Genomic DNA, 22,284 nt, shown 5'->3' with positions numbered 1-22,284 from the left:
TCGTGTAGACGGGACCCATGACGAACGACGCACAGGGCCCCGACGCGCAGCACCAGGTTCCCGAGGGGGTGTCCGAGGCCACGGTCGAGGCGCTCGGCAGCCTGTCCGCCGCGGTCGAGGTCATCGAGCACGCGCGCGGCCTGCTCTACGGGTTCCACCGCCTGACCGGCACCGCTGATCTGAACCTCGGTGAGGCGGTCGAGCAGCTGCGGAAGGCCGGGCACACCGAACTCGCCGAGCGCATCGACACCGAGCTCGTGGGCCGCAACGTCATCGCGGGCCGCTGGACGTTCCAGATCGTCGAGGACTACGACGACGGCTACTACGCCCTCGCCAAGGAGCTCGAGCGCACCGCGCGCGACGAGCTCGTGCAGGGCCGCCGCCACCTGTTCGAGGCGGGCATGAAGGAAGACCGTCGCACCCAGGACCAGCGCCACCACGAGGCCACGCCGAGCGACCTGCCGGACTGACCACGGGCCTCCAGGCCGACGCGGCCGACGCGGCCGACGCGGCCGACGCGGCTGACGCCAGCCGGCGAAGACGCCGGCGTCCTGCGGAAGACGCCCCGGAAACGTCGAGACGCCGCCGGATTCGGCGGCGTCTCGATGACACGACGGCGTCTTGCGCCAGGCCCGAGCGAACCGGCCCAGGAAGGCCCGAACGAATGGCTCAGCCGACGCCGAGCAGCGCCTCCAGCGGCCCCCGCGCGAAGTACAGCAGGAAGCCCGCGGCGACGACGTAGAGCAGCCACGAGACCTCACGGCCACGGCCGGACAGCAGCTTGATGAGCACCCAGCTGATGAAGCCGGCGCCGATGCCGTTCGCGATCGAGTAGGTCAGCGGCATGACGACGATCGTCAGGAAGGCCGGCAGGGCCGAGCCGAAGTCCGACCACGAGATGTCCGCGACCTGCGCGACCATGAGCGCCCCGACGACGACGAGCCCGGCGGCGGCGACCTCGAGCGGGACGACCTGGGTGAGCGGCGTGAGGAACATCGACGCCAGGAACAGCAGGCCGGTGACGACCGAGGCCATGCCCGTGCGGGCGCCCTCGCCGATGCCGGAGGCCGAGTCGATGAAGACGGTGTTCGACGACACCGACGCGCCACCACCGGCGATCGCGCCGACGCCCTCGACGACGAGCGCCGACTTCAGGCGGGGGAACGTGCCGTCCGGCTTCGCGACACCGGCGGCCTTGGCCAGACCGGTCATGGTGCCCATGGCGTCGAAGAAGTTCGTGAAGACGAGGGTGAAGACGAGCATCGACGCGGCGAGCGGGCCGATGCGGGTGAAGGCGCCGAAGACGTCGGCGTGACCGACGAGCGACAGGTCCGGCACGGCGAACAGTGCGCTCGGCAGGCCGGGGGCGTTGAGGTTCCAGCCGGTCTTCGAGTCGACCGAGGTCGGCACCTGGAAGATCGCCTGCAGGATGATCGCGATGATCGTGGTCGCGACGATGCCGATGAGCAGCGCACCCTTGACCCGGCGGGCCATGAGCGTGCCGATGATGATCAGGCCGATCAGGAAGACGATGGTCGGCAGGGCGCCGACGGAGCCGTCCTCGCCGAGCTGCAGCGGCGGCGACGCGAGCCCGGAGGACCGCACGAAGCCGGAGTCGACGAGCCCGATGAACGCGATGAACAGGCCGATGCCGACGGTGATGGCCGCCTTGAGCTGGGCCGGGACGGCGGTGAAGATCATCGTCCGGATGCCGGTCAACGCGAGGATCACGATGATCACACCGTTGATGACGACCAGGCCCATCGCCTCGGCCCAGGTGACCTGCTGCACGACACTGACGGCGAGGAACGAGTTGATCCCGAGCCCCGCGGCGATGCCGAACGGCAGGTTCGCGATGATGCCCATCGCGATGGTCATGACGCCGGCGACGAGGCCGGTCGCCGCGGCCACCTGAGCGTTCTCGAGCCATCCGCCCGAGACGTCCTTGGCGGCCTGGTCGGCGCTGAACCCACCGAGGATGAGGGGGTTCAGGATCACGATGTACGCCATCGTCACGAACGAGACGAGGCCACCGCGGACCTCGCGGGGGATCGACGATCCGCGTTGCGTGATGGAGAAGAATCGATCGAGGCCGGTCGCGAAGCGGTTCCGGGGCGTGGTGTCGGTCTGCGGGGCGCTCACCACGAGAGTTTAAAGGACGCTGGGTTTCGGGCGTGTCACACCGGTCTCACAGGTTGCGACCGCCGGGAGGCCCGTTCCACGCGGATCGCGCACCTCGCGCTGGGCGTCTGCCCGCGTTCTCCGGCCATGGCTGGTGTTGGATGAGCGGGTGACGTCACCCATGGACCGCGCCCGTGTGGAGGCCGCCGTCCGCGAGCTGCTGCTCGCCATCGGCGAGGATCCCGACCGCCCGGAACTCACCCGCACCCCCGCCCGTGTCGCCGACTCGTACGCCGAGTTCTTCTCCGGGATCGGCACCGACGCGGTCGCCATCGCCCGGGACGGCACGGTGCACGCCGAGGACGGTGAGCGCGGTCGGCTCGTCATCGTCCGGGACGTGAAGTTCCGCTCCGTCTGCGAGCACCACCTGCTGCCGTTCCTCGGGGTCGCGCACCTGGCGTACGCGCCGGGCGACCGGCTCATCGGGCTCGGCACGCTGGCACGGGTGCTCGACGCGGTGGCCTCCCGCCCGCAGCTGCAGGAGCGGCTCGGCGAACAGGTCGCCGCGACCATCGCCGAGGGGCTCGGCGCCGAGGGCGTCCTGGTGGTCCTCGACGCGCAGCACCAGTGCGTCACGACACGTGGGGAGCGCCAGACCGGTTCGACGACCGTGACGGTGGCGGCGACCGGTTCGCTGGCCGAAGCCGCGGGACGGGCCGAGGCGATCGCGCTCATCGGCGCGGGGCGTGCGACGGATGCCGGGCAGGATGCGAGTGCCGGGGCGGACGCATGACGGGCCTCCAGGCGGCCGGACCCGGCTGGGTCGTGCCGGACCTGCGCCACCCGGTCCGGACGTTCGGCCGCCGCACCATCGACTTCGACCACCGCATCGCCGTCATGGCGATCGTGAACCGCACGCCCGACTCGTTCCACGACCGCGGCGCCACCTTCGAGCTCGACCGGGCCGTCGCCGCCTCGGTGCGCGCCGCCGAGCAGGGTGCCGACTGGGTCGACATCGGCGGCGTGAAGTTCGCCCCCGGTCCGGAACTGCCCGCGTCCGACGAGATCGACCGTGTCGTGCCCGTCGTCGAGCAGCTCGCCCAGCAGTCCGACGTCGTCATCAGCGTCGACACCTTCCGTCCCGAGGTCGCCGCGGCGGCGATCGCAGCCGGGGCGACCGTCGTCAACGACACCACCGGCCTGTCCGACCCGCGGATGGCCGCCGTGGTCGCCGACTCCGACGCCACCGTCGTCATCACGCACTCGCTCGCCGAACCCCGACGGCCCCTGCCGGCACCGCCGCAGTACGGCGACATCGCGGGCGAGGTCGTCGCGTTCCTGCGCGAACGGGTCGACCGGGCGCTCGCCGCGGGCATCCCCGAGTCGCGGATCATCGTCGACCCCGGCCACGACCTGCACAAGAACACCGTGCACACCCTCGAGCTCACCCGTCGGCTGCCCGAGGTCGTCGCGCTCGGCTACCCGGTCCTCGCCGCGGTGTCCAACAAGGACTTCGTGGGGGAGTCGCTCGGGCGCCCCCGCGGTGAACGGCTCTCCGGATCGCTCGCGGTCGCGACCGTGAGCGCGATGCTCGGCGCCCGGATCGTCCGCATGCACGACGTCGCCGAGAGCGTCGACGCGATGCGCATGGTCGAGGCCACGCTCGGATGGCGCACCCCGGTGGAATCGAGGCACAACACGTGAACGTCCTGCCCCCGTCGATCGCGGACCTGTCCGACGACGACCTGCTCGAGCGCTACACCGCCGACGCCGGCGACCCCTGGCTCCGGGTCAACTTCGTCGCGACGCTGGACGGTTCGGCCTCGGCTGCCGGGGTGTCCGGGGCGCTCGGCGGCGACGACGACCTGCGCGTCTTCGACCTGCTCCGGCGGGTGGCCGACGTCGTGCTCGTCGCCGCCGGCACCGTCCGTGACGAGGGCTACGGGCCGATGGTCCTGCACGACACCGACGTCGCCTGGCGGCGGGCCCACGGCATGCCGGACCACCCCGTGTTCGCGATCGTCACCGGGTCGCTGTCGCTCGACCCGGGGTCTCGGGTGTTCACCGAGGCGCCGGTGCGCCCGATCGTCCTGACGTCGGCGACGGCGGCCGGTTCGCCGACGGGCCGGGCGCTCGCCGAGGTCGCCGACGTCGTGCCCTGCAGCGCGGACGACGACCCGGACTCGGTGGACGCCGGACGGATCCGAGGGCTGTTGGCCGACCGTGGCCTCGGGACGATCCACTGCGAGGGCGGGCCGTCGTTCCTCGGGGCACTCATCGCCGCGGACGCCGTCGACGAGCTGACCCTGACGATCGACCCGTCGCTCGAGGGCGGGGAGGGGCCGCGCATCGCCCGGGGGTCGTCGCCGGAACTCCGGCGGATGCGACCGGCCCACGTGCTGCTCGGCACCGACGGCGTGCTGCTCACCCGGTACGTCCGGGCGCGCTGACCCCGCCCGCGCTGACACCGCCTGCGCTGGCGCCGCGGGTGCGCTGACACCGCTCGCGCGCGGACCGCGGGACGGTCGGGCCCGTGAGCTAGGGTCGGGCGCGTGATCGACATCGTGGCGTCCGGGGTCCTCTTCGACATGGACGGGACCCTCGTCGACTCGACCGCGGTGGTCGAGGCGACCTGGACCCGGTTCGGGAACGCGAACGGCATCGACCCCGACGAGATCCTCGCGTTCTCGCACGGGCGGCAGGCGATCGACACCCTGCGGCGCTTCCTGCCCGACCTGCCCCTCGCCGAGCAGCAGCGGATCGCGGCGGAGCTCGTCGCCGAGGAGACCGCGAGCACCGAGGGCATCCTCGAGATCCCCGGTGCCGTCGCCTTCGTGCAGCGACTCGTCGAGCTCGACGTCCCGGTGGCGCTCGTCACCAGCGCCCCGCGCGACCTCGCCGCGGGTCGGATGGCGGCCGCCGGGTTCGCCGTGCCCGCGGCCTTCGTGCCCTCGGAGGACGTCGAGCACGGCAAGCCCCACCCCGACGGCTACCTGCGCGGTGCTGCTCTGCTCGGCGTCGACCCGGCCGACTGCGTGGCGTTCGAGGACGCCCCCGCCGGACTCGAGTCCGCCATCGCCTCCGGCGCGACCACGGTGGTCGTGGGTCCCCTCGAGCACCCCGTGACGGCCGGCCTGCACCGGGTCCACGGGTACGACGGCCTGACCGTCGAGCGCGACGGCGACGCCTTCCGCATCCACGGCTGAGCGCGGCGCCCGTCCTGCCGCCCGCGTCCGCCGGCCGGTCCGGACATCCCGCTCGGCCCGCGCCGAGTGGTCGGGAACCGTCGGCTGCGCCACCGCCAGCCGCCGCCTTGCGACCGCCCGGCGGACGTGAGCGGGGAGTTGCGGCCGGCCGGATGGCGGCCTGGAGGCCCGTGGCGGGCCCGCACCGTGCCTCCAGGCCGACGGCGGGCGCGTCCACGACGCCTCGCCCGTCGGTCCGGACACCCCGCCCGGTCTGCGCCGAGTGGTCAGGAACCGTCGGCTGCGCCGTGGCCAACCGACGGTTTGCGACCGCCCGGCGGACGTGAGCGGGGAGTTGCGACCGCCCGACCGGACCCCGAGCCGCCCCTGCGCGCCTACCCAGCCGACGCCGACGACCCTCGGGTGTGCGGCCGGAACGACCGGGCCGCGGAAGGAGCGATCATGGCAACCCTCGACGGCAAGAAGGTCCTCGTCATCACGACGAACTACGGCGTGGAGCAGGACGAGATCGTCGTCCCCACCGAACAGCTGCGTGAGCGCGGTGCCTCGGTGACCGTGGCGGCGAAGGAGACCGGCACGATCCAGACGCTGGTCGGCGACAAGGACCCGGGGCAGACGCTCGAGCCGGACACCACCATAGGCGGTGTCGACGCGAAGGACTTCGACGCCCTCGTGATCCCCGGCGGCACGATCAACGCCGACACCCTGCGCCAGGAGTCCCGTGCAGCGACGCTCGTGCAGGCCTTCGCCGAGGCGAGCAAGCCGGTCGCGGCGATCTGCCACGGCCCGTGGACCCTCGTCGAGGCGGGCGTGCTGTCCGGCAAGACCGTCACGTCGTTCCCGTCGCTGCAGACCGACCTGCGCAACGCCGGAGCCGAGTGGGTCGACCAGGAGGTCCAGGTCGACGGCGGCTTCATCACCTCCCGCACCCCGGACGACCTGCCGGCGTTCGTCGACGCGATCGAGAGCGCCCTCACCGCCTGAGCACCGCGCCGCCGAGCGTCTCGACGCCCGGCCGGATCTCGGCCTGCCGGACACGATGCGTCCCCGGACGCCGACGATGTGTCCGCCGAGCCGAGTCTTGGCTGGCGCAGGACGCTCACCGTGTCGCGGCGCGACCGCGTCAGGCGAGCGCCACGGGGCGTGCCGTGCGGAGCACCGCAGGTCCGAGGGTGAGCACACCGTCGGACTCCGGGTCGCACCGCACGCCGCCCCGGCCGCGCATCGCCCGGAACGCCCCGGGGGCCACCTCGTGGTCCATCCAGGCGCAGGGGTTCGCCGCACGGTAGCCACGGAACCGGACCGGCCCGCTACCGGCGTCCGGGGTCACGTTCTCCAGCGAGAACGGCTCGCCCCGCAGGGCCTCGACGTCGGCGCCCCGCAGGAACACGTTCCGCCGGGTCGCAGCGGGGTCGACGGTGGCACCGGTCGCCTGGCCGACGGCTTCGAGCCTCTCCAGCCCGATCACCGTGACCGAGGCGTGCACGTGCGCCCGGGCCGCGAAGTACCGGTCGCCGACGATGCCCAGCCCGGCCCGCAGCTCGATCCGGTCGCGTGACTCGTCCGGATCGTCTGCGCCCACCGGCCGTGCACCGTCGGCCGGGCGCCCCTCGTACCGGTGCCGCGGCGAGACGAGCAGCAGCGCGATCTCGACCTCGGTGCGGAACGGCAGGTCGTCGAGACCGGCCCGATCGTCGAGACCGGCCCGGTCGCCGAGACCGGCCACGTCGTCTGCGGGAGTCACGCGGCCAACGCTAGCCGGGCCTCCCGGCCCCGTACTGCTCCATCGACCTGCGGTGACACGCCGTCGTGTTGCCGGGACGCCGTGTTCCCGGCGGAACGCCGCGGAATCGGGCGGCGTCTCGCGCGCGTGGCGGCGTCTCGACGAGACGCCGGCGTCGTGGCCCGCCCGGCCGTGCACTGCTCCGTCCGATTCCCGCCAGTCGGCGTCGGCGGCGCATGTCAGGCTGAGCCCATGACCAGCCCGGACTCCGACGCGCAGCCCGACGCGCTGCACGCCGAACGGCACCGCGCCGTCGCCTCGCGCGACGCGCGCTTCGACGGCCAGTTCGTCACCGCCGTGCACTCCACCGGCATCTACTGCCGGCCCAGCTGCCCGGCCCGCACGCCGAAGGCCTCGGGCGTCACCTTCTACCGCACGAGCGCCGCAGCGCACCTGGCCGGCTTCCGCGCCTGCAAGCGCTGCCTGCCCGAGGCGACCCCCGGCAGCCCCGAGTGGGACCTGCGCGAGGACGTCGCCGGCCGGGCGATGCGACTCGTCCTCGACGGTGTCGTCGAGCGCGACGGTGTCCCCGGGCTCGCCGCACGCGTGGGCTACTCGGAGCGGCAGCTCAACCGCATCATGACGGCCGAGCTGGGTGCCGGGCCGAAGGCGCTCAGCCGGGCGCACCGGGCGCAGACCGCGCGGACCCTGCTCACCTCGTCCGACCTGCCCGTGGCCGACGTCGCGTTCGCCGCGGGGTTCGCCAGCGTCCGACAGTTCAACGACACCGTGCGCGAGGTCTTCGCCGTCACCCCGACCGAACTCCGCGCACGCCGGTCCGGGCGAGGCGACGTCGCCACCGGCGGCTCCGTCGGTGACGGCGCACTGCACGTCCACCTGCCGGCCCGGGCACCCTTCGACGCGCAGGGCCTGCTCGACTGGCACGCGCTGCACGCCCTGCCGGGCACGGAGCAGGTGGACGCCGACCCCGCCGGCCGGGTCACGTCGTACGGGCGGCTGGTCGACCTGCCTGGAGGCCCGGGCTGGTTCAGCGCATCGGCCGCCGTCCCCGACGTGGCCGGGCGGGGCACCGGGATCGACCTGCGCGTGCGGGTCTCCGACCTCTCCGACCTGCCGTCCCTCGTGGCGCGGGTCCGGGCGCTGTTCGACCTCGACGCCGACCCGGTCGCCGTCGACGCCGTCCTCGGAGCCGTGCCCGAGCTCGCCGGACCCGTCGCACGAGTGCCCGGTCTCCGGCTCCCCGGCGCGGTGGACGCGCACGAGATCGTCTTCCGCACCCTGATCGGGCAGCAGGTCTCGGTGGCCGCGGCGCGCACCGCGCAGACCCGGCTCGTGGCCGCACTCGGAGCGACGGTGCCGGACGCCATCCGGCCCGGCGGGCTGCTGTTCCCGTCGGCGGTGGTGATCGCCGAACGCGGGCACGAGGTCCTGCGCGGGCCGGCCGCTCGCGTCGACACGATCCTGCGGGTGGCTGCTGCGCTCGCCGACGGGTCCCTGGTGGTGGACGGTGGGCAGTCCCTCGGTGACCTGCGCGACGGACTCCTCGCCGTGAAGGGCATCGGGCCGTGGACCGCCAACTACGTCGCGCTCCGGGTCCGGCACCACCCCGACATCGTCCTCCACAGCGACCTCGCGGTGCGGAACGGTGCACAGGAACTCGGGCTGCCCGGTACGGCGCGTGAGCTCTCCCTATGGTCGGAGCAGGTGGCCCCCTGGCGGAGCTACCTCACGATGCACTGCTGGCGACCGATCATCGACCGCGCGATGACCGCGACCGCCGGCGCCCGTGCAACCCGTGCCCCCGAGGACCCCCGGAAGGACGACCGATGACCGACGCAACCATCCAGACCCTGGACACCCCCGACGGGCCGTTCACCGTGCTCGAGGACGCCGAGGGCAGGGTCCTCGCCTCCGGGTGGACCGACTCCGTCGAGCGGATCCTCGCCCGCCTGGCCGACCGTCACCGCCCCGACCGCGTGCTCGACGGCGTGGTCGCCTCGGCCGAGGCCGTCGACGCCTTCTACTCGGGCGAGGTCGAGCACGCCATGCAGGTACCGGTCCGGCAGTTCGGCACCGAGCTCTTCACCGAGGGGTGGCGCCAGCTCCGCCGGATCCCCGCCGGCGGCACCCTGACCTACACCGGGTTCGCGGCGGCGATGGGCCGGCCCGACGCCGTGCGGGCGGCGGCGAGCGTGTGCGCCCGGAACGCCCCGGCGCTCTTCGTCCCGTGCCACCGCGTGCTGCGCTCGGACGGCACGCTCGGGGGCTTCGCGTGGGGGCTCGACGTCAAGCGGTCCCTGCTCGAACGAGAGTCGGTCGGCACCACGGCACTCGTCTGACTTGTACAAAACGCTCTAGAATGTACAGGTGAACGAAGTGTCGATCTCCGAAGCCCGTGGCCGTCTGGCGTCGATCATCGACGACGCCCGACACGAACCCGTGTACCTGACCCGGCGCAACAAGCGCGTCGCCGCCGTGGTCGATGCGGCCGTCCTCGACCGGTTGCTCGAGGCGGCAGAGGACCTGGACGACCTGGTCGCCTACGACGAAGCCGTCGCCGAGAGCGCCCGCATCGGTGGCGAGAACGTCGAGTGGGACGACCTCAAGCGCGAACTCGGCCTCGGGTGACGTACTCGGTCGAGGTCATCCCGGCCGCGCAACGCGTCATCCGCAAGCTCCCGCTCGACGGGCGGCGGCGGATCGAGGGGCTCCTCGCCATCCTCGCCGAGCACCCCCGGCCGCCCGCCGCACGCAAGCTCGTGAACCGGCCCGGGTGGCGAGTCCGCTCGGGGGACTACCGACTGATCTACCGGATCGACGACGGCAAGCTCGTCGTGGTGGTCGTCGACGCCGGGCACCGGCGCGAGGTCTACCGGGATCGCTGAGCTGGCAGGCGGCAGGCGGCAGGCGGCAGCCAGCAGTCGGCAGCGTGCAGCCGTCAGGCGATCGCGCCGCGCAGGCTGTCCACGTGCAGTTCGACGAGCGCCAGGACCCGCTCCGGCGCACGTGCCGTCGGGTCCCACGTGTGCTCGATCGCCAGCCCGTCGATCAGCGCGTGCAGCCGGTCCGCCTCGTCGGTCAGGTCGCGACCGGCGCCGAAGCTGCCGTCCTCACGCAGGATCTCCAGCGCCCGGGTGCACACCCGGCTGACCCCGTCGTTCAGGCGTCGGGCGCTCGCGGCCAGGTGTTCGTCGGTGCGCGCGAGCACGCCGAGCTGCACCTGAGCCAGGATCTCGGTCGTGCGCTCGGCGTCGAGCGGCAGCACCTGGGCGAGGACGTCCAGTGCGAGCGCCCGACCCGTCGAACGCAGGGCGGCGAGCCGAGCGGTGACCCGTTCCTCGATGATCATCAGGCAGTGCTCGCGCAGGGCGTCCTGCGTCGGGAACACACGGCGGAGTGATGCGGGAGCGATGCCGGCCTCGTCCGCGACGTTCCGCACCGACAGCGCGCTCAGGCCGTCCCGCTCCAGGATCCGCAGGCAGGCCGCGGCCACCAGGGATCCCCGTTCCTCGAGGTCGACACGGCGGGACACCGGGTCAGCCTACGGCCGGCTCGCTGCTCCGGCCGGGCTCGCGGCTGCGGAGGTGGCCCGGCGTGGCCAGATCGTGTAGCTGATCGCCCACAGCAGTTCGACGCCCAGCACCACCCCGAGCAGCGCGACCGTGCCCTGCAGTTCGTTCGTGCGCTCCGGGTCCCCGACGACGAGGACGAGTCCGCCGATGATCCCGCCGGCGATCAGCACGGCGAGCGCGGTCCGCAGCACGTCGCCCCAGCACCGGGCCGTGTACCGCCGTCCGCTCAGGCGTTCCGGTGCCGGACCGCCGGCGAACCGGTGCGTGAACCGGACGTCCGCCCACGCGATCATCCGGTGCCCGTACGCGACCGAGAAGCCGATGTAGATCGCCGCGAGTCCGTGGTGCCACGACGCGGTCCCACCGCCGAGCAGGTCGCCCGTGACGACCGCGAGCAGCACGACATCGATCACGGGCGCTGCGACGAGCATCGCCGCTCCCGACCGCGGCCGTCGCAGCAGGTACCGGGTGGTCAGGCCGCCGAGGATCGCGACCCAGAAGGCGATCTCGCAGGCGACGATGGCGATGAGTGTCATGGTTCCCCGTTGCAGCGGCGGTGAGTGTTGAGTACAGGTGTGCTCAAACAGCATGACACGGCGACCACCACGGTGTCGAGCGTGGGGTTCTGCCCCTGGAAGCGGGGGGAGACACGGACTCGCACGCCTGCGACACTCGGAGGACCGGTAATCCGCACGGTCCCCTCCGAGGCCCGACGCATCGCCGTCGACAGCTCGCAAAGGACCCCATGCTCCCTCCAGTCGACCGAACGGTCGTCTCCTCCGACGGCACCACCATCGCCGTCTCCGAGGCAGGGGACGGGCCGGCGGTCGTCGTCGTGGGCGGTGCCTTCGACCACCGGGGGACCCCGTACCTCGACCGCGTGGTCGCCGAGCTCGGCTCGACGCACCGCGTGGTGACCTACGACCGCCGTGGCCGCGGTGCAAGCGGTGACTCGGCGACGTGGGCCATCGAGCGCGAGGTCGACGACCTGCGCGCCGTCGTCGAGAGCATCGGCGCACCGACCACCGCCGTCGGCATCTGCGTCGGCGCCGGTGTCGTCCTGCACGGGCTCGCCACCGGACTGCCCGTCGACGGCGCCGTCCTGTGGGAACCGCCGTACCGCGCCTCGGTCGACCCGCACGCCGACGACGTGGTGTTCGCCGACCTGCTCGACGAACACGTCGGTGCCGGCCGGCGGGCCCAGGCCGTCCGCGGCTTCCTGACCCAGGTGCTCGGGGTCCCGATGGGCCAGGTCACGGCACTGCGGCTCAAGGGGTCGCTCTGGCGCTCCCTGGTCGTCGACGCCCACGTGCTCAGCCGCGAGGTCCGGGTGCTGAACGGCCTCGCCGTGCCCGAGCGGGTCGCTGCCGCCGTGGGTGTGCCGGTGCTCGTCGGTGCCGGTGGCGACGGACTCGAGTGGATGCGTCGTGCGGCCCGCGCCCTCGTCGACGCGGTGCCCGGTTCGGAGTACGCCGAGGTGCCCGGGCAGGGACACGTCCCCGCCCCGGCGGCCCTCGGAGCCCTGATCGACCGCGTCCGGAGCCGGATCGCCTCGCCCAGCAGCTGACTGCGAGAGGATGAGCGGGTGAACGCACCCCGCCTCGGTCTCCTGCTCGACGTCGACGGACCCATCGCCAGCCCGGTCTCCCGCACCATCGCGATCCCGAGCATCGTCGCGGACCTCGTCGCGCTCGCCGCCGAGGGCATCCCGATCGTGTTCAACACCGGGCGCAGCGACGCGTTCATCCGCTCCGAGGTCGTCGGCCCGCTGCTCGCCGGTGGCCTCGCCGAGGGCGGGCGGGTCCATGCGGTCTGCGAGAAGGGCGCCGTGTGGTGCTCGATCGGTCCGCAGTACGACGGCGGCATGGGTGAACTGACGGTGGCCCAGGACCTCGCGCTGCCGCGGGATTACGCCGACGAGATGCGCGAGCTGGTCCGCGACGAGTACGCCGACCTGGTGTTCTTCGACGAGACGAAGCGCGCCATGGTGTCGATCGAGCAGCGCGTCGAGGTGCCGAACGCCACCTACCTGGCCCGCCAGCCGGAGTTCGACGCGAAGGCCATGGCCGCGCTCGAGCGTCGCGGGCTCGGTGTCCGCCGACTCGACGACGTCCGACCCGACGCCGACGGTGCCGTGCAGTGGCGCATCGACCCCACGATCATCTCGACCGACGTCGAGTCGGACCGCAGCGGCAAGGACCTCGGGGCCGAGCGCTCGCTCGAGCTCCTCGGGCAGGACGGCGAGCTCCCGGTCACCTGGCGCACCGTGGGGGACTCCCGCAGCGACTACGCCATGGCGGACTGGCTGCACGCCCACGGCCACGAGGTCGCGCACGTCGACGTCCGTCCCGCCGACGGGGTGCCGGCCACGCCGTACCCGGTGCTCACCGCGCCCGACGGCGTGATCCACGACGAGGCCGGCGCCCGGTTCCTGGCGGACTGGCGCGCCGGCCGCTGACGCGACCGCGGCACTGGACGCACCCGTCAGCCGACCGAGCGGTGCGTGCCGGGCCGGTGCCGCGCCTCCTGGCCGTCGCCGGACCGGACCACCGTCCGGGCGGACGCTTTGCGTGACACAGTGGTACACCAGTACCCTTCCGAGGTCCGCCGCCAGCCGATGACGGGAACCACCCCATGGCAACGAAGCTCCGCATCAAGTCGATCGAGGCCTCCCTGGCCGACTCCGAGGAGCAGGGCAGGTCCCTGAAACGCTCCCTGAAGACGTTCGACATCGCCGCGATGGGGATCGCGGTCGCCGTCGGCGCCGGCATCTTCTCGGTCGGCGCGAACGCCGCCGCGAACTTCGCAGGGCCCGGCGTCATCATCTCCTTCCTGCTCGCCGCCGTCACCTGCGGCCTGGCGATCATGTGCTACGCCGAGTTCGCGTCGACGATCCCCGTCGCCGGCTCCGCGTACACGTTCACGTACGCCACGATGGGTGAGCTGCTCGCCTGGATCGTGGGCTGGGACCTCATCCTCGAGACCCTCACCGCCAGTGCCGTCATCGCGAAGTACTGGGGCATCTACCTCAGCACCGCGTTCGACGTCTTCGGCATCACCCTGCCGAGCACGATCCAGCTCGGCCCGATCCCCTTCACCTGGGGTCCGGTGCTCATCGTCGGGATCTTCACGGTGCTCCTCGCCTTCGGCACCCGCCTGTCGTCGCGGGTGTCGGCGGTCATCACCGTCATCAAGGTCGCGATCGTCGTGTTCGTCATCGTCGCCGGCGCGTTCTTCGTCAAGGCCGCGAACTTCACGCCGTTCATCCCGCCGGCCGAGCCGGCCAAGGGCGCCGAGGGCAGCGTCTGGACCCAGTCGCTCGTGTCCTGGTTCACCGGTGCCGAGCCCGCCCAGTACGGGGTCTTCGGCCTGCTCGCCGCGGCGTCCCTGGTGTTCTTCGCCTTCATCGGCTTCGACGTCGTCGCCACCAGCGCGGAGGAGACCGAGAACCCGCAGAAGACCCTGCCCCGCGGCATCTTCATCGGCCTCGGCATCGTGACCCTGCTCTACGTCGGTGTCAGCATCGTCATCACCGGCATGGTCTCGTACCAGCGCCTGGCAGAGGAGAAGGCGCCGTCCCTGGCGTCGGCGTTCGACATCGTCGGGCTGCCGTGGGCCGCCGGCATCATCGCCATCGGGTCCCTGATCGGTCTGACCACCGTCGTCATGGTGCTGCTGCTCGGCCTGTCCCGCATCGTCTTCTCGATGAGTCGTGACGGCCTGCTGCCCCGCTGGTTCTCGAAGACCAACCCGAAGACGCAGACCCCGGTGCGCGTGCAGGTCGTCGCCGGTGTCGTCGTGGCGCTGCTGGCCGGGTTCACCGCGGTCGACAAGCTCGAGGGCATGATCAACATCGGCACGCTGTCCGCGTTCGTCCTGGTGTCGATCGGCATCGTCGTGCTGCGTCGTTCGCGGCCCGACGCCCCGCGGGCCTTCCGGGTGCCGTGGTCGCCGGTGCTGCCGATCATCTCGGCGGTGCTGTGCTTCTGGCTGATGCTGAACCTCGAGGTCGAGACCTGGCTCCGGTTCGTCGTCTGGCTGGCCATCGGCTTCGTCATCTACTTCGGCTACAGCCGTCGCCACAGCCGCGTCGGCCAGCGCATGCAGTAGGGCGGTTCCGCAAGACACCGGTGTTCGCACGTTGCACACCCGCACAACGCGGTTCGACGTGTGGACACCGGTGTTTTGCTGCCCGCCTGTCCGCCGCGCCGCCGCCGCGCCGCGCCGCCGCCGCGCGGCTCCGCGTCGCTACGCGCCGACGAGCAGGAGCACGCCGAACGCGAGCATCACGACGGCGACCAGCCCGTCGAACACCCGCCAGGTCACCGGCTTCTCGAACAGCGGCCGCAGCAGGCGTCCGCCGAACCCGAGCGCACCGAACCACAGGCAGCTCGCCGTGACGGCACCGATCGTCCAGAGCCACCGGTCGTCCGCACCCTGCTGGTTCGCCACCGACCCGAGGAACACCAGCGTGTCCAGGTAGACGTGCGGGTTCGCCCACGTGAAGACGAGCATGGTCAGCACCGCCGTCCGCATGGTCACCCCCTGGCCGGGAGGCGCGGTGCGCGTCCGCCCCGCCGCCACCGTCCCGCCGGTGGTCGCGCCGACCCCCGCGCTCGCGCCGGCGCCCACCACTCCGTCGTCGGCGGCCTCGTCGGCCACCCGCATCGCGTCCCCCGAGGGCCGCAGCGCACGCCGCGCCGCGAGCACCCCGTACGTGAGCAGGAATGCGGCACCCACGAACCGGACCACCAGGAGCGCCACGGGGAACCGTTCGACCACGGCGCCGACCCCGAGCACCCCGGCGACGATGAGCAGCGCATCCGAAACGGCGCACACCACGACGGCAGCGGCCACCACCCGGAGCCCGGCGCTCACGGCGAGGCGCAACAGGTAGGTGTTCTGCACACCGATCGCGACGATCAGTGCGAGGCCGGTGCCGAGGCCGGAGAGCAGGGGCAGGAGCGTGGTCACGGTCCGACGCTAGGGCCCGGCTCCGGTGTAGTACAGCTCACGTTCCTGCAGCGCCGTAAGCTCAACTGCATGACCCGGTTCCAGCGCGAGCACCTCGAGACGCTGCTCGCCGCCGTCGACCACGGCACGCTCGACGCGGCGGCCCGCGCGCTGGCGATCACCCCGTCGGCGGTCTCGCAGCGGATCAAGTCCATGGAGCAGCAGGTCGGCCGGGTCCTGCTCCAGCGCACCACCCCGGTGCGCCCGACCGCGGACGGCGCAGTGGTGCTCCGGCACGCACGGCAGGTCCGGCTGCTCGACGAGGAGACCTCCCGAGCGCTCGGCGGTGGATCATCGGTGGTGCCGTCGATCCCGCTGGCCGTGAACGCCGACTCGCTCGGCACCTGGTTCCTCGACGCCCTCGCCCTCGTCCGAGCCGACACCGAGGTGGTCTTCGACCTGCACCGCGAGGACCAGGACCGCACCGCCGAACTGCTCCGCGCCGGCACGGTGATGGGTGCCGTGACGGCCGAGGCGGATCCGGTGCAGGGCTGCTCGTCGGTGCCGCTCGGCATCGACCGGTACCGGGCGGTGGCGTCCCCGGCGTTCGTCGCCCGTTACCTCGGCGACACCGGCACCGAGCGGCGGATGCTCCGGCGGCTCGACGAGGTCCCGCTCGTCGACTACGACCGCGACGACGACCTGCAGCAGGGGTACCTGCGGCAGGTCCTCGGACACGCTCCCGGAGGCCCGCGCCACTTCGTCCCGACCTCTGCCGACTTCGCCCGTGCGGTCACGCTCGGGTTCGGGTGGGGGCTGCTGCCCGAGGCGCAGTGCCTCGAGGCGATCGACCGCGGTGTCCTGGTCGAGCTGGCCCCGGGCCGGCACGCGGACGTGGCGCTGTGGTGGCAGCGCTGGAACCTGGCGTCACCGCTCCTCGAACGGGTCACCGACGCCGTCCGTGCGACCGCCTCGTCGCGCCTGCACCCCGCGCGTCAGGTCTGACAGCGCGGACACCAGTACGTGTCGCGCAGGGTGAGTTCCGAGTCGCCGAGTTCGCCGTGCCGGATCGGGGTCCCGCACCGCAGACACGGTTTGCCGGCACGGCCGTAGACCCAGAACCGTCGTCCCGGACGGTCGACGCCGGTGGTGACGCGGGCACTGCGGTCGCGGTTCGCCAGGATCAGTCGGCTGGCGAGCGTGATCGTCCGCGCCGGGTCCGGCACCTGCCCGACCGGACGCGTCGGCAGCACACCGCGCAGGAAGCAGAGTTCGTTCCGGTACACGTTGCCGAGCCCGGCGAGCACCCGCTGGTCGAGCAGCGCCAGCCCGACCGGGCGCTCGGGGTCCTCGGTCAGGTTGACGAGCGCCAGGTCGGCGTCCCAGTCGGGGCCGAGCAGGTCGGGCCCCAGGTGTCCGACGACCTCGGACTCCTGGTCGCGGGGGACGACCTCGAGCACCCCGAGCGCGAAGCCGACGGTGGAGACCCCCTCGGCGTCCAGGATCGCCCGGGCCTGGTGGGCCGGGCGTCGCCAGCGGTCGCCGGGCGCGTAGACGTCCCACCGACCCTCCATCTTCAGGTGCGAGTGCACGGTCAGGTCGCCGATCCGGTGCAGCAGGTGCTTGCCGCGGGGCACGACCTCGTCGACGGTGCGGCCGACCAGGTCGAGCGTCGCGAACGCGGGGACCCGGAAGTCGCTCTTCGTCAGGACCTTGCCCGCCAGCGCGGTGTGCAGGCGGCGAGCCGCCCGGTAGACGGTGTCGCCTTCAGGCACGGGTCACCTCCGACGGGCGCCCGCAACTCGTCCGGACGGCACGGGCCACGTCCGGCACGTGGTCGCTGCGCTGCCGGGAGGCGCGGCTCGCCTCACACACGGAGCCGCAGCCCCTGCGGGGTCGCCGTGAACCCCGCGGCCCGGAGTGCGCCGCCGAGCGGCGTCTCGAGCACGAAGTCCCCGTCGACCCGTTCGACCGAGAGCTTGCGCAGCCCGGTCCGGACGATGCCGGCGATGGAGGCGGCCGCGGCAGCGAGGTCGGCGGCGTCGTCGGTGAAGGTCAGCACCGACTTGCCACCGCGCTCGACGTACACGGTGAGCTTGCCGTCGACGGTCGTCACGAGGGCGCCCGCCTTCCGCCCCGGCCGGTGGCCCCGAGTGGTCTTCGCGCCGCTCGCCGCACCGCTGCCGAGGGTGCTCTCGGCCCCGGCGGCATCGTCCGCCACGACGCCTGGATCGGCGTCGCCCGTCGGCCACGGCAACGAGGCCCCGAACGGGTTCGCCGGGTCGGTCGCGGCGAGCGTGAGCGCCTCGCGCTTCCGGTCCGGATCGTCGCGCTCGTCGTCGCCGAGTTCGCGGGCGTAGGTGCGCAGCCGGTCGACGGTCGGGCCGGTGGCGAACTGAGCGGCACCGAGCCCCTCGACGAAGTACCCGCGACGAGCCCGGCCGGACTCCTCGAAGCGCGAGAGCACCCGGTACACCCCGGCGAAACCACCCCGGACGCCCTCGACCTGCACGGCACCGCGGGCGACGACGCCGTAGCGTTCGAGCAGCTGTTCGGCGGTCGCGGCGGCCCGCACGGTCGAGTCGGACTCGGCCAGCGGCAGCAAGGACCACCGGCCCCCGACCGACGGCGGCCCGGACTGCGTCGGCATCGTCGGACGCCGACGGCCGCGGTAGGCCCGAGCACGCGGAGCACTCGAGCTCTTCGCCTTGCCGCCGAGCATCGAGCGCAGCGGGGCGAACGTGTCGTTCGTGATCTGCCCCGCCCAGACCAGGTCCCACAGCGCGGTGGTGAGCGCCTGGTCGTCACTGCTGCCCACGGCCTGGCCCAACTGCCGGAAGAAGTACGCGCCACCGCCCGCCAAGGCCCCGAGCACGTCCCGCTGCAGCTCGGTCGTCTCGTCGCCGGAGGGCTCGGCGAGCGTCGTCGCCGCGGTGTCGGCCAGGTGCAGGCGAACCCAGCCGTCGTTGCCCGGCAGGGTGCCACCGCCGGACCACAGGACCTCGCCGGTGGCGGTGAGTTCGTCGAGCATGCTCGTCGAGTAGTCGGTCACGCGAGACGGCAGCACCAGGGTCTCCCAGGCGCTGGCGGGCAGGGCGACCCCGGCGAGCTGGTCGATCACCTGCAGGACGCCGTCGACGCCGCGGAGCCCACCGCGGGTCCCGGGGGTCTGCACGTGCTGCCACGCGGGCAGGAACCGGGCGAGGGTGTCCGGCGAGACCGGTTCGACCTCGTGCCGCAGCGCTGCGAGGGACTTCGTGCGGATCCGGCGCAGGACCTCGGCGTCGCACCACTCGGCACCCTGGCGGTCGGGGCGGAACTCGCCCTCCACCACCCGGCGGTCGGCGACGAGTCGGCGCAGGGTGTCCTGCACGACGGCGATGCCCAGACCGAGTCGCCCGGCGGCTTCGTGCGCGGAGAACGGCCCGTGCGATCGGGCGTAGCGTCCGATCAGGTCACCGAGGGGGTCGGCCACGGGCTCGACGAACGCCGTGGGCACACCGATGGGCAGCGGGACCCCGAGGGCGTCCCGCAGACGGGCGGCGTCCTCGATCACGGCCCAGCGCGTCGCCCCGGCGTGCGAGAACGAGAGCACCCGGCGGTCACGCTCGAGGACCTGCAGCGTGCTGCGCAGTTCGGCGGTGGCCGCTGGACGGTCGGCGGTGTCGGCGAGCCAGCTCCGGTCGACCGCTTCGTCGAGGTCGAGCGCGCCGACGAGCCGCAGCACGTCCACGAGCCCCTCGGCGTCACGGGCACGGCGGTCCGGCGAGAGCCGCTGCAGGTCGCGCTCCACCGAGGCGATGACCGCCGGGTCGAGCAGCTCGCGCAGCTCCGCACGTCCGAGCAGCTCGCCGAGCAGCGTCGAGTCGAGCGACAGGGCCGCTGCCCGGCGTTCGGCGAGCGGGGTGTCGCCCTCGTACATGAAGGCCGCGACGTACCCGAACAGGATCGAGCGGGCGAACGGCGACGGCTGCTCGGTCTCCGTCTCGACCAGGCGGATCCGGCGTCCGGCGATGTCGTCGGCGATCCCGAGCAGCGCGGGCACGTCGTAGACGTCCTGCAGCACCTCGCGCACGGTCTCGAGCACGATCGGGAACGTCGGGTACTTCTGCGCGACCTCGAGCAGCTGCGAGGCCCGCTGCCGCTGCTGCCAGAGCGGCGACCGCTGCCCGGGGTTCCGTCGGGGCAGCAGCAGGGCGCGCGCCGCGCACTCGCGGAACCGCGCGGCGAACAGTGCCGAGCCGCCGACCTCGTCCGTGACCAGGGCTTCGAGGTCGTCGCGCTCGAACACGAACAGGTCGGCACCCGGCGGCTCGGCATCGGTCTCCGGGATGCGGACGACGATGCCGTCGTCGGCCGCCATCGCGTCACCGTCGATGCCGTGCCGTTCGCGCAGCCGTGCGGCGACGGCCAGTGCCCACGGCGCGTGCACCTGCATGCCGTAGGGCGAGTGCAGGATGAGCCGCCAGTCCCCGAGCTCGTCACGGAACCGCTCGATGACGAGCGTGGTGTCGTTCGGCACGTGACCGGTGGCCGCGCGCTGGTCGCGCAGGAAGGTCAGCAGGTTGGTGACGGCGCGCTCGTCCAGTCCACCGGCGGCGACGCGGGCGCGGGCGTCCTCGTCCGAGGCGCCCTCGACCTCGCGCACGAACGCACCGGTCGCCCGACCGAGTTCGGCGGGCCGGCCGATGCCGTCGCCCTTCCAGAACGGCACACGTCCGGGCTGCCCGAACGCCGGGCTCACGACGACGCGGTCGTGGGTGATCTCCTCGATCCGCCAGCTCGTCGCACCGAGGGCGAAGACGTCGCCCACGCGCGACTCGTAGACCATCTCCTCGTCGAGCTCGCCGACGCGGGACGCCTTCTCGCCGACCATGAAGACGCCGAACATGCCGCGGTCGGGGATCGTCCCGCCGCTCGTCACCGCGAGTCGCTGCGCACCGGGGCGCCCGGTCAGGGTGCCGTGCACGCGGTCCCAGACCAGCCGTGGCCGGAGTTCGGCGAACTCGTCGCTCGGGTACCGGCCCGTGACCAGGTCGAGCGTCGCCTCGAACGCCGATCGGGGCAGACCGCTGAACGGGGCGCTCCGCCGCACGAGCTCGAACCAGTGCTCGACGTCGAGGGTGTCGATCGCCCCGGCGGCCACGGTGTGCTGCGCCAGGACGTCGAGCGGGTTCGCCGGCACCGAGATCGACTCGATCTGACCCGTGACCATCCGCTCGACCGTGACCGCGCTGTTGACCAGGTCGGCCCGGTGCTTCGGGAACAGCACGCCGCGGGAGATCTCACCCACCTGGTGGCCGGCGCGACCGACGCGCTGCAGGCCGCTCGCGACCGACGGCGGCGCCTCGACCTGGACGACCAGGTCGACCTCGCCCATGTCGATGCCGAGCTCGAGTGAACTCGTCGCGACGACGCACCGCAGCCGACCGGACTTCAGGTCGTCCTCGATGATCGCGCGCTGGTCCTTCGACACCGAGCCGTGGTGTGCGCGGGCGAGCACCGGGACGGATGCGTCCGAGCCACCGCCACCCGTCTGTCCGGACCCGCCGATCAGCTGCGCCGGCGGTCGCTTGGCGCCCTGGGGGGCGACGGCGTGCGCCGAGGTGCGGGCCGGTGACTGTGGTCGGCCCCGCGCCACGGGGAGGCCGTCGTCGTCCGGGGACGCCCCCGCCGGCACCAGCACGCCGTCGCCGGCGGCGGCGAGCACGCGTTCCTCGTGGATCTCGTTGAGCCGGGCCGTGAGTCGTTCGGCCAGCCGCCGCGAGTTCGCGAACACGATGGTCGAGCGGTGTTCCTCGATCAGGTCGACGACACGTTCTTCGACGTGCGGCCAGATCGATCCGTTCGTCGGTGACTCGGACGCGTCCGCACCGACCGGCGGTGCCCCGAGCTCGGTCATGTCGTCGACGGGGACGACGACCCGCAGGTCGAAGGTCTTCTGCGCGGGCGGCGCGATGATCGTCACCGGTGCACGACCGCCGAGGAACCGCGCGACCGCTTCCGGCGGGCGGACGGTCGCCGACAACCCGATGCGCTGCACGGGCTTGTCGAGCAGGTCGTCGAGGCGCTCGAGCGACACGGCCAGGTGCGCGCCGCGCTTGGTCGAGGCGACCGCGTGGACCTCGTCCACGATGACCGTGTCGACGTTGACCAGGGTCTCGCGCGCCTGCGAGGTGAGCATCAGGTAGAGCGACTCGGGCGTGGTGATGAGGATGTCCGGCGGCTGGCGCAGGAGCTTCTGGCGGTCGGACGACGGGGTGTCGCCGCTGCGCACCCCGACCGTGACGTCCGGCGGTTCGGTGCCGAGGCGCCGAGCGGTCTGGGTGATGCCGACGAGCGGGCTCCGCAGGTTGCGCTCGACGTCGACGCCGAGGGCCTTGAGCGGCGAGACGTAGAGCACCCGCGTGCGCTGCTTCGCCGGCGGGCGGTCCGTCGCGCTGATGAGCCGGTCGATCGACCACAGGAACGACGCCAGGGTCTTGCCGGAGCCGGTCGGGGCGATCACGAGTGCGTGCTGCCCGGTCGAGATGGCGTCCCACGCCCCGGCCTGCGCCGGCGTCGGTGCGTCGAAGGCGCCGCGGAACCACTCGGTGGTCGCGGGGGAGAAGCGCTCGAAGACGTCCGTCATGGTCCGTCCCATCCTGCCCGCCACCACCGACAGCAGGCCGAGCGGGCGTACCCCTTG

At 72.9% G+C, this 22,284-nt stretch carries 21 protein-coding genes; 14 read left to right on the top strand and 7 right to left on the bottom strand.

Features of this window, described 5'->3' with window-relative positions:
* The first annotated feature begins 17 nt into the window (after nt 1-17).
* Complete coding sequence (locus DEI85_RS16255; protein WP_017887957.1) at nt 18-470, top strand: hypothetical protein; 453 nt, start codon at nt 18-20, stop codon at nt 468-470.
* Nucleotides 471-669: 199 nt separating this feature from the next.
* On the opposite strand, the gene DEI85_RS16250 is transcribed toward DEI85_RS16255, so the two are convergent.
* Nucleotides 670-2,145 carry an NCS2 family permease gene (locus DEI85_RS16250; protein WP_110892847.1) on the bottom strand — a complete coding sequence of 492 codons (1,476 nt, stop codon included), beginning with the start codon at nt 2,143-2,145 and terminating at the stop codon, nt 670-672.
* 157 nt (nt 2,146-2,302) lie between these two features.
* Here DEI85_RS16250 and folE point away from each other — a divergent pair, with 157 nt between their 5' ends.
* The 5 genes from folE to DEI85_RS16225 all read left to right on the top strand — a co-directional run bounded on the left by folE (nt 2,303) and on the right by DEI85_RS16225 (nt 6,311).
* Nucleotides 2,303-2,914 (top strand): GTP cyclohydrolase I, encoded by a 612-nt coding sequence (gene folE, locus DEI85_RS16245; RefSeq protein WP_111123184.1) that lies wholly within the window; start codon nt 2,303-2,305, stop codon nt 2,912-2,914.
* Nucleotides 2,911-3,825: a dihydropteroate synthase gene (gene folP / locus DEI85_RS16240; RefSeq protein ID WP_111123185.1), complete on the top strand. Its 915-nt coding sequence runs from the start codon at nt 2,911-2,913 to the stop codon at nt 3,823-3,825. The genes folE and folP overlap by 4 nt, the downstream gene beginning before the upstream one ends.
* Entirely contained in the window at nt 3,822-4,571 is a 750-nt protein-coding gene (locus tag DEI85_RS16235; RefSeq protein ID WP_258376276.1) for a pyrimidine reductase family protein, read from the top strand. The genes folP and DEI85_RS16235 overlap by 4 nt, the downstream gene beginning before the upstream one ends.
* Nucleotides 4,572-4,673: 102 nt before the next feature.
* Nucleotides 4,674-5,327: an HAD-IA family hydrolase gene (locus tag DEI85_RS16230; RefSeq protein ID WP_111123187.1), complete on the top strand. Its 654-nt coding sequence runs from the start codon at nt 4,674-4,676 to the stop codon at nt 5,325-5,327.
* Nucleotides 5,328-5,768: 441 nt separating this feature from the next.
* Nucleotides 5,769-6,311, top strand: a complete 543-nt coding sequence (locus DEI85_RS16225) for a type 1 glutamine amidotransferase domain-containing protein (protein WP_111123188.1) — start codon at nt 5,769-5,771, stop codon at nt 6,309-6,311.
* A 139-nt stretch (nt 6,312-6,450) separates the two neighbouring features.
* Here DEI85_RS16225 and DEI85_RS16220 read toward each other — a convergent pair whose 3' ends face one another.
* Entirely contained in the window at nt 6,451-6,999 is a 549-nt protein-coding gene (locus DEI85_RS16220) for a molybdenum cofactor biosysynthesis protein (RefSeq protein ID WP_111123239.1), read from the bottom strand.
* Nucleotides 7,000-7,302: 303 nt separating this feature from the next.
* Between DEI85_RS16220 and DEI85_RS16215 the strand changes: the two genes are divergently transcribed.
* From DEI85_RS16215 to DEI85_RS16200, 4 genes are read left to right on the top strand one after another with little or no spacing between them, the layout of a single operon-like run.
* Nucleotides 7,303-8,901 carry an AlkA N-terminal domain-containing protein gene (locus DEI85_RS16215; protein WP_111123189.1) on the top strand — a complete coding sequence of 533 codons (1,599 nt, stop codon included), beginning with the start codon at nt 7,303-7,305 and terminating at the stop codon, nt 8,899-8,901.
* Entirely contained in the window at nt 8,898-9,410 is a 513-nt protein-coding gene (locus DEI85_RS16210) for a methylated-DNA--[protein]-cysteine S-methyltransferase (RefSeq protein ID WP_071245560.1), read from the top strand. The genes DEI85_RS16215 and DEI85_RS16210 overlap by 4 nt, the downstream gene beginning before the upstream one ends.
* Before the next feature lie 28 nt (nt 9,411-9,438).
* The gene (locus DEI85_RS16205; protein ID WP_258376278.1) at nt 9,439-9,699 is read left to right on the top strand and encodes a type II toxin-antitoxin system prevent-host-death family antitoxin; all 261 of its coding nucleotides are present in this window, start codon (nt 9,439-9,441) and stop codon (nt 9,697-9,699) included.
* The gene (locus DEI85_RS16200; protein ID WP_017885834.1) at nt 9,696-9,956 is read left to right on the top strand and encodes a type II toxin-antitoxin system RelE family toxin; all 261 of its coding nucleotides are present in this window, start codon (nt 9,696-9,698) and stop codon (nt 9,954-9,956) included. Before DEI85_RS16205 ends, DEI85_RS16200 begins: the two co-directional genes overlap by 4 nt.
* Nucleotides 9,957-10,009: 53 nt before the next feature.
* Here the strand turns inward: DEI85_RS16200 and DEI85_RS16195 are convergent, their stop codons facing one another.
* Nucleotides 10,010-10,603, bottom strand: coding sequence for a TetR/AcrR family transcriptional regulator (locus tag DEI85_RS16195; RefSeq protein WP_111123190.1), 594 nt, complete (start codon nt 10,601-10,603; stop codon nt 10,010-10,012).
* 9 nt (nt 10,604-10,612) lie between these two features.
* Nucleotides 10,613-11,179 (bottom strand): hypothetical protein, encoded by a 567-nt coding sequence (locus DEI85_RS16190; RefSeq protein WP_111123191.1) that lies wholly within the window; start codon nt 11,177-11,179, stop codon nt 10,613-10,615.
* Between the two features lie 209 nt (nt 11,180-11,388).
* Between DEI85_RS16190 and DEI85_RS16185 the strand changes: the two genes are divergently transcribed.
* The 3 genes from DEI85_RS16185 to DEI85_RS16175 all read left to right on the top strand — a co-directional run bounded on the left by DEI85_RS16185 (nt 11,389) and on the right by DEI85_RS16175 (nt 14,753).
* Entirely contained in the window at nt 11,389-12,210 is an 822-nt protein-coding gene (locus tag DEI85_RS16185) for an alpha/beta fold hydrolase (protein WP_110859457.1), read from the top strand.
* An 18-nt stretch (nt 12,211-12,228) separates the two neighbouring features.
* A complete protein-coding gene (locus DEI85_RS16180) occupies nt 12,229-13,101 on the top strand; it encodes an HAD family hydrolase (protein ID WP_111123192.1) in 873 nt (290 codons plus the stop codon).
* A gap of 176 nt (nt 13,102-13,277) precedes the next feature.
* Nucleotides 13,278-14,753 (top strand): APC family permease, encoded by a 1,476-nt coding sequence (locus DEI85_RS16175; RefSeq protein ID WP_110859459.1) that lies wholly within the window; start codon nt 13,278-13,280, stop codon nt 14,751-14,753.
* Between the two features lie 138 nt (nt 14,754-14,891).
* Here DEI85_RS16175 and DEI85_RS16170 read toward each other — a convergent pair whose 3' ends face one another.
* Complete coding sequence (locus DEI85_RS16170; protein WP_110859460.1) at nt 14,892-15,617, bottom strand: LysE/ArgO family amino acid transporter; 726 nt, start codon at nt 15,615-15,617, stop codon at nt 14,892-14,894.
* Between the two features lie 69 nt (nt 15,618-15,686).
* Between DEI85_RS16170 and DEI85_RS16165 the strand changes: the two genes are divergently transcribed.
* Nucleotides 15,687-16,601, top strand: coding sequence for a LysR family transcriptional regulator ArgP (locus tag DEI85_RS16165; RefSeq protein WP_110859461.1), 915 nt, complete (start codon nt 15,687-15,689; stop codon nt 16,599-16,601).
* Here the strand turns inward: DEI85_RS16165 and DEI85_RS16160 are convergent.
* Both DEI85_RS16160 and DEI85_RS16155 read right to left on the bottom strand, forming a co-directional pair.
* The gene (locus DEI85_RS16160) at nt 16,592-17,371 is read right to left on the bottom strand and encodes an Fpg/Nei family DNA glycosylase (RefSeq protein ID WP_111123193.1); all 780 of its coding nucleotides are present in this window, start codon (nt 17,369-17,371) and stop codon (nt 16,592-16,594) included. The genes DEI85_RS16165 and DEI85_RS16160 overlap by 10 nt on opposite strands.
* Before the next feature lie 92 nt (nt 17,372-17,463).
* Nucleotides 17,464-22,227, bottom strand: a complete 4,764-nt coding sequence (locus DEI85_RS16155; RefSeq protein ID WP_111123194.1) for an Lhr family ATP-dependent helicase — start codon at nt 22,225-22,227, stop codon at nt 17,464-17,466.
* Between the last annotated feature and the right edge of the window lie 57 nt (nt 22,228-22,284).

The sequence above is a fragment of the Curtobacterium sp. MCBD17_026 genome (assembly GCF_003234895.2).
GTDB classification, from domain to species: domain Bacteria; phylum Actinomycetota; class Actinomycetes; order Actinomycetales; family Microbacteriaceae; genus Curtobacterium; species Curtobacterium flaccumfaciens.
Note: the sequence above shows the minus strand (reverse complement) of the source record. Positions and strands in the feature narration are given on the sequence as shown.

Excerpts from the sequence above, each read along its gene's own strand:
- DEI85_RS16210 (WP_071245560.1), top strand. The coding sequence starts at position 8,898 with ATGACCGACGCAACCATCCAGACCCTGGACACCCCCGACGGGCCGTTC.
- DEI85_RS16185 (WP_110859457.1), top strand. The coding sequence starts at position 11,389 with ATGCTCCCTCCAGTCGACCGAACGGTCGTCTCCTCCGACGGCACCACC.
- DEI85_RS16155 (WP_111123194.1), bottom strand. The coding sequence starts at position 22,227 with ATGACGGACGTCTTCGAGCGCTTCTCCCCCGCGACCACCGAGTGGTTC.
- DEI85_RS16215 (WP_111123189.1), top strand. The coding sequence starts at position 7,303 with ATGACCAGCCCGGACTCCGACGCGCAGCCCGACGCGCTGCACGCCGAA.
- DEI85_RS16175 (WP_110859459.1), top strand. The coding sequence starts at position 13,278 with ATGGCAACGAAGCTCCGCATCAAGTCGATCGAGGCCTCCCTGGCCGAC.
- folE (WP_111123184.1), top strand. The coding sequence starts at position 2,303 with ATGGACCGCGCCCGTGTGGAGGCCGCCGTCCGCGAGCTGCTGCTCGCC.
- DEI85_RS16225 (WP_111123188.1), top strand. The coding sequence starts at position 5,769 with ATGGCAACCCTCGACGGCAAGAAGGTCCTCGTCATCACGACGAACTAC.
- DEI85_RS16165 (WP_110859461.1), top strand. The coding sequence starts at position 15,687 with ATGACCCGGTTCCAGCGCGAGCACCTCGAGACGCTGCTCGCCGCCGTC.
- DEI85_RS16255 (WP_017887957.1), top strand. The coding sequence starts at position 18 with ATGACGAACGACGCACAGGGCCCCGACGCGCAGCACCAGGTTCCCGAG.
- DEI85_RS16190 (WP_111123191.1), bottom strand. The coding sequence starts at position 11,179 with ATGACACTCATCGCCATCGTCGCCTGCGAGATCGCCTTCTGGGTCGCG.
- folP (WP_111123185.1), top strand. The coding sequence starts at position 2,911 with ATGACGGGCCTCCAGGCGGCCGGACCCGGCTGGGTCGTGCCGGACCTG.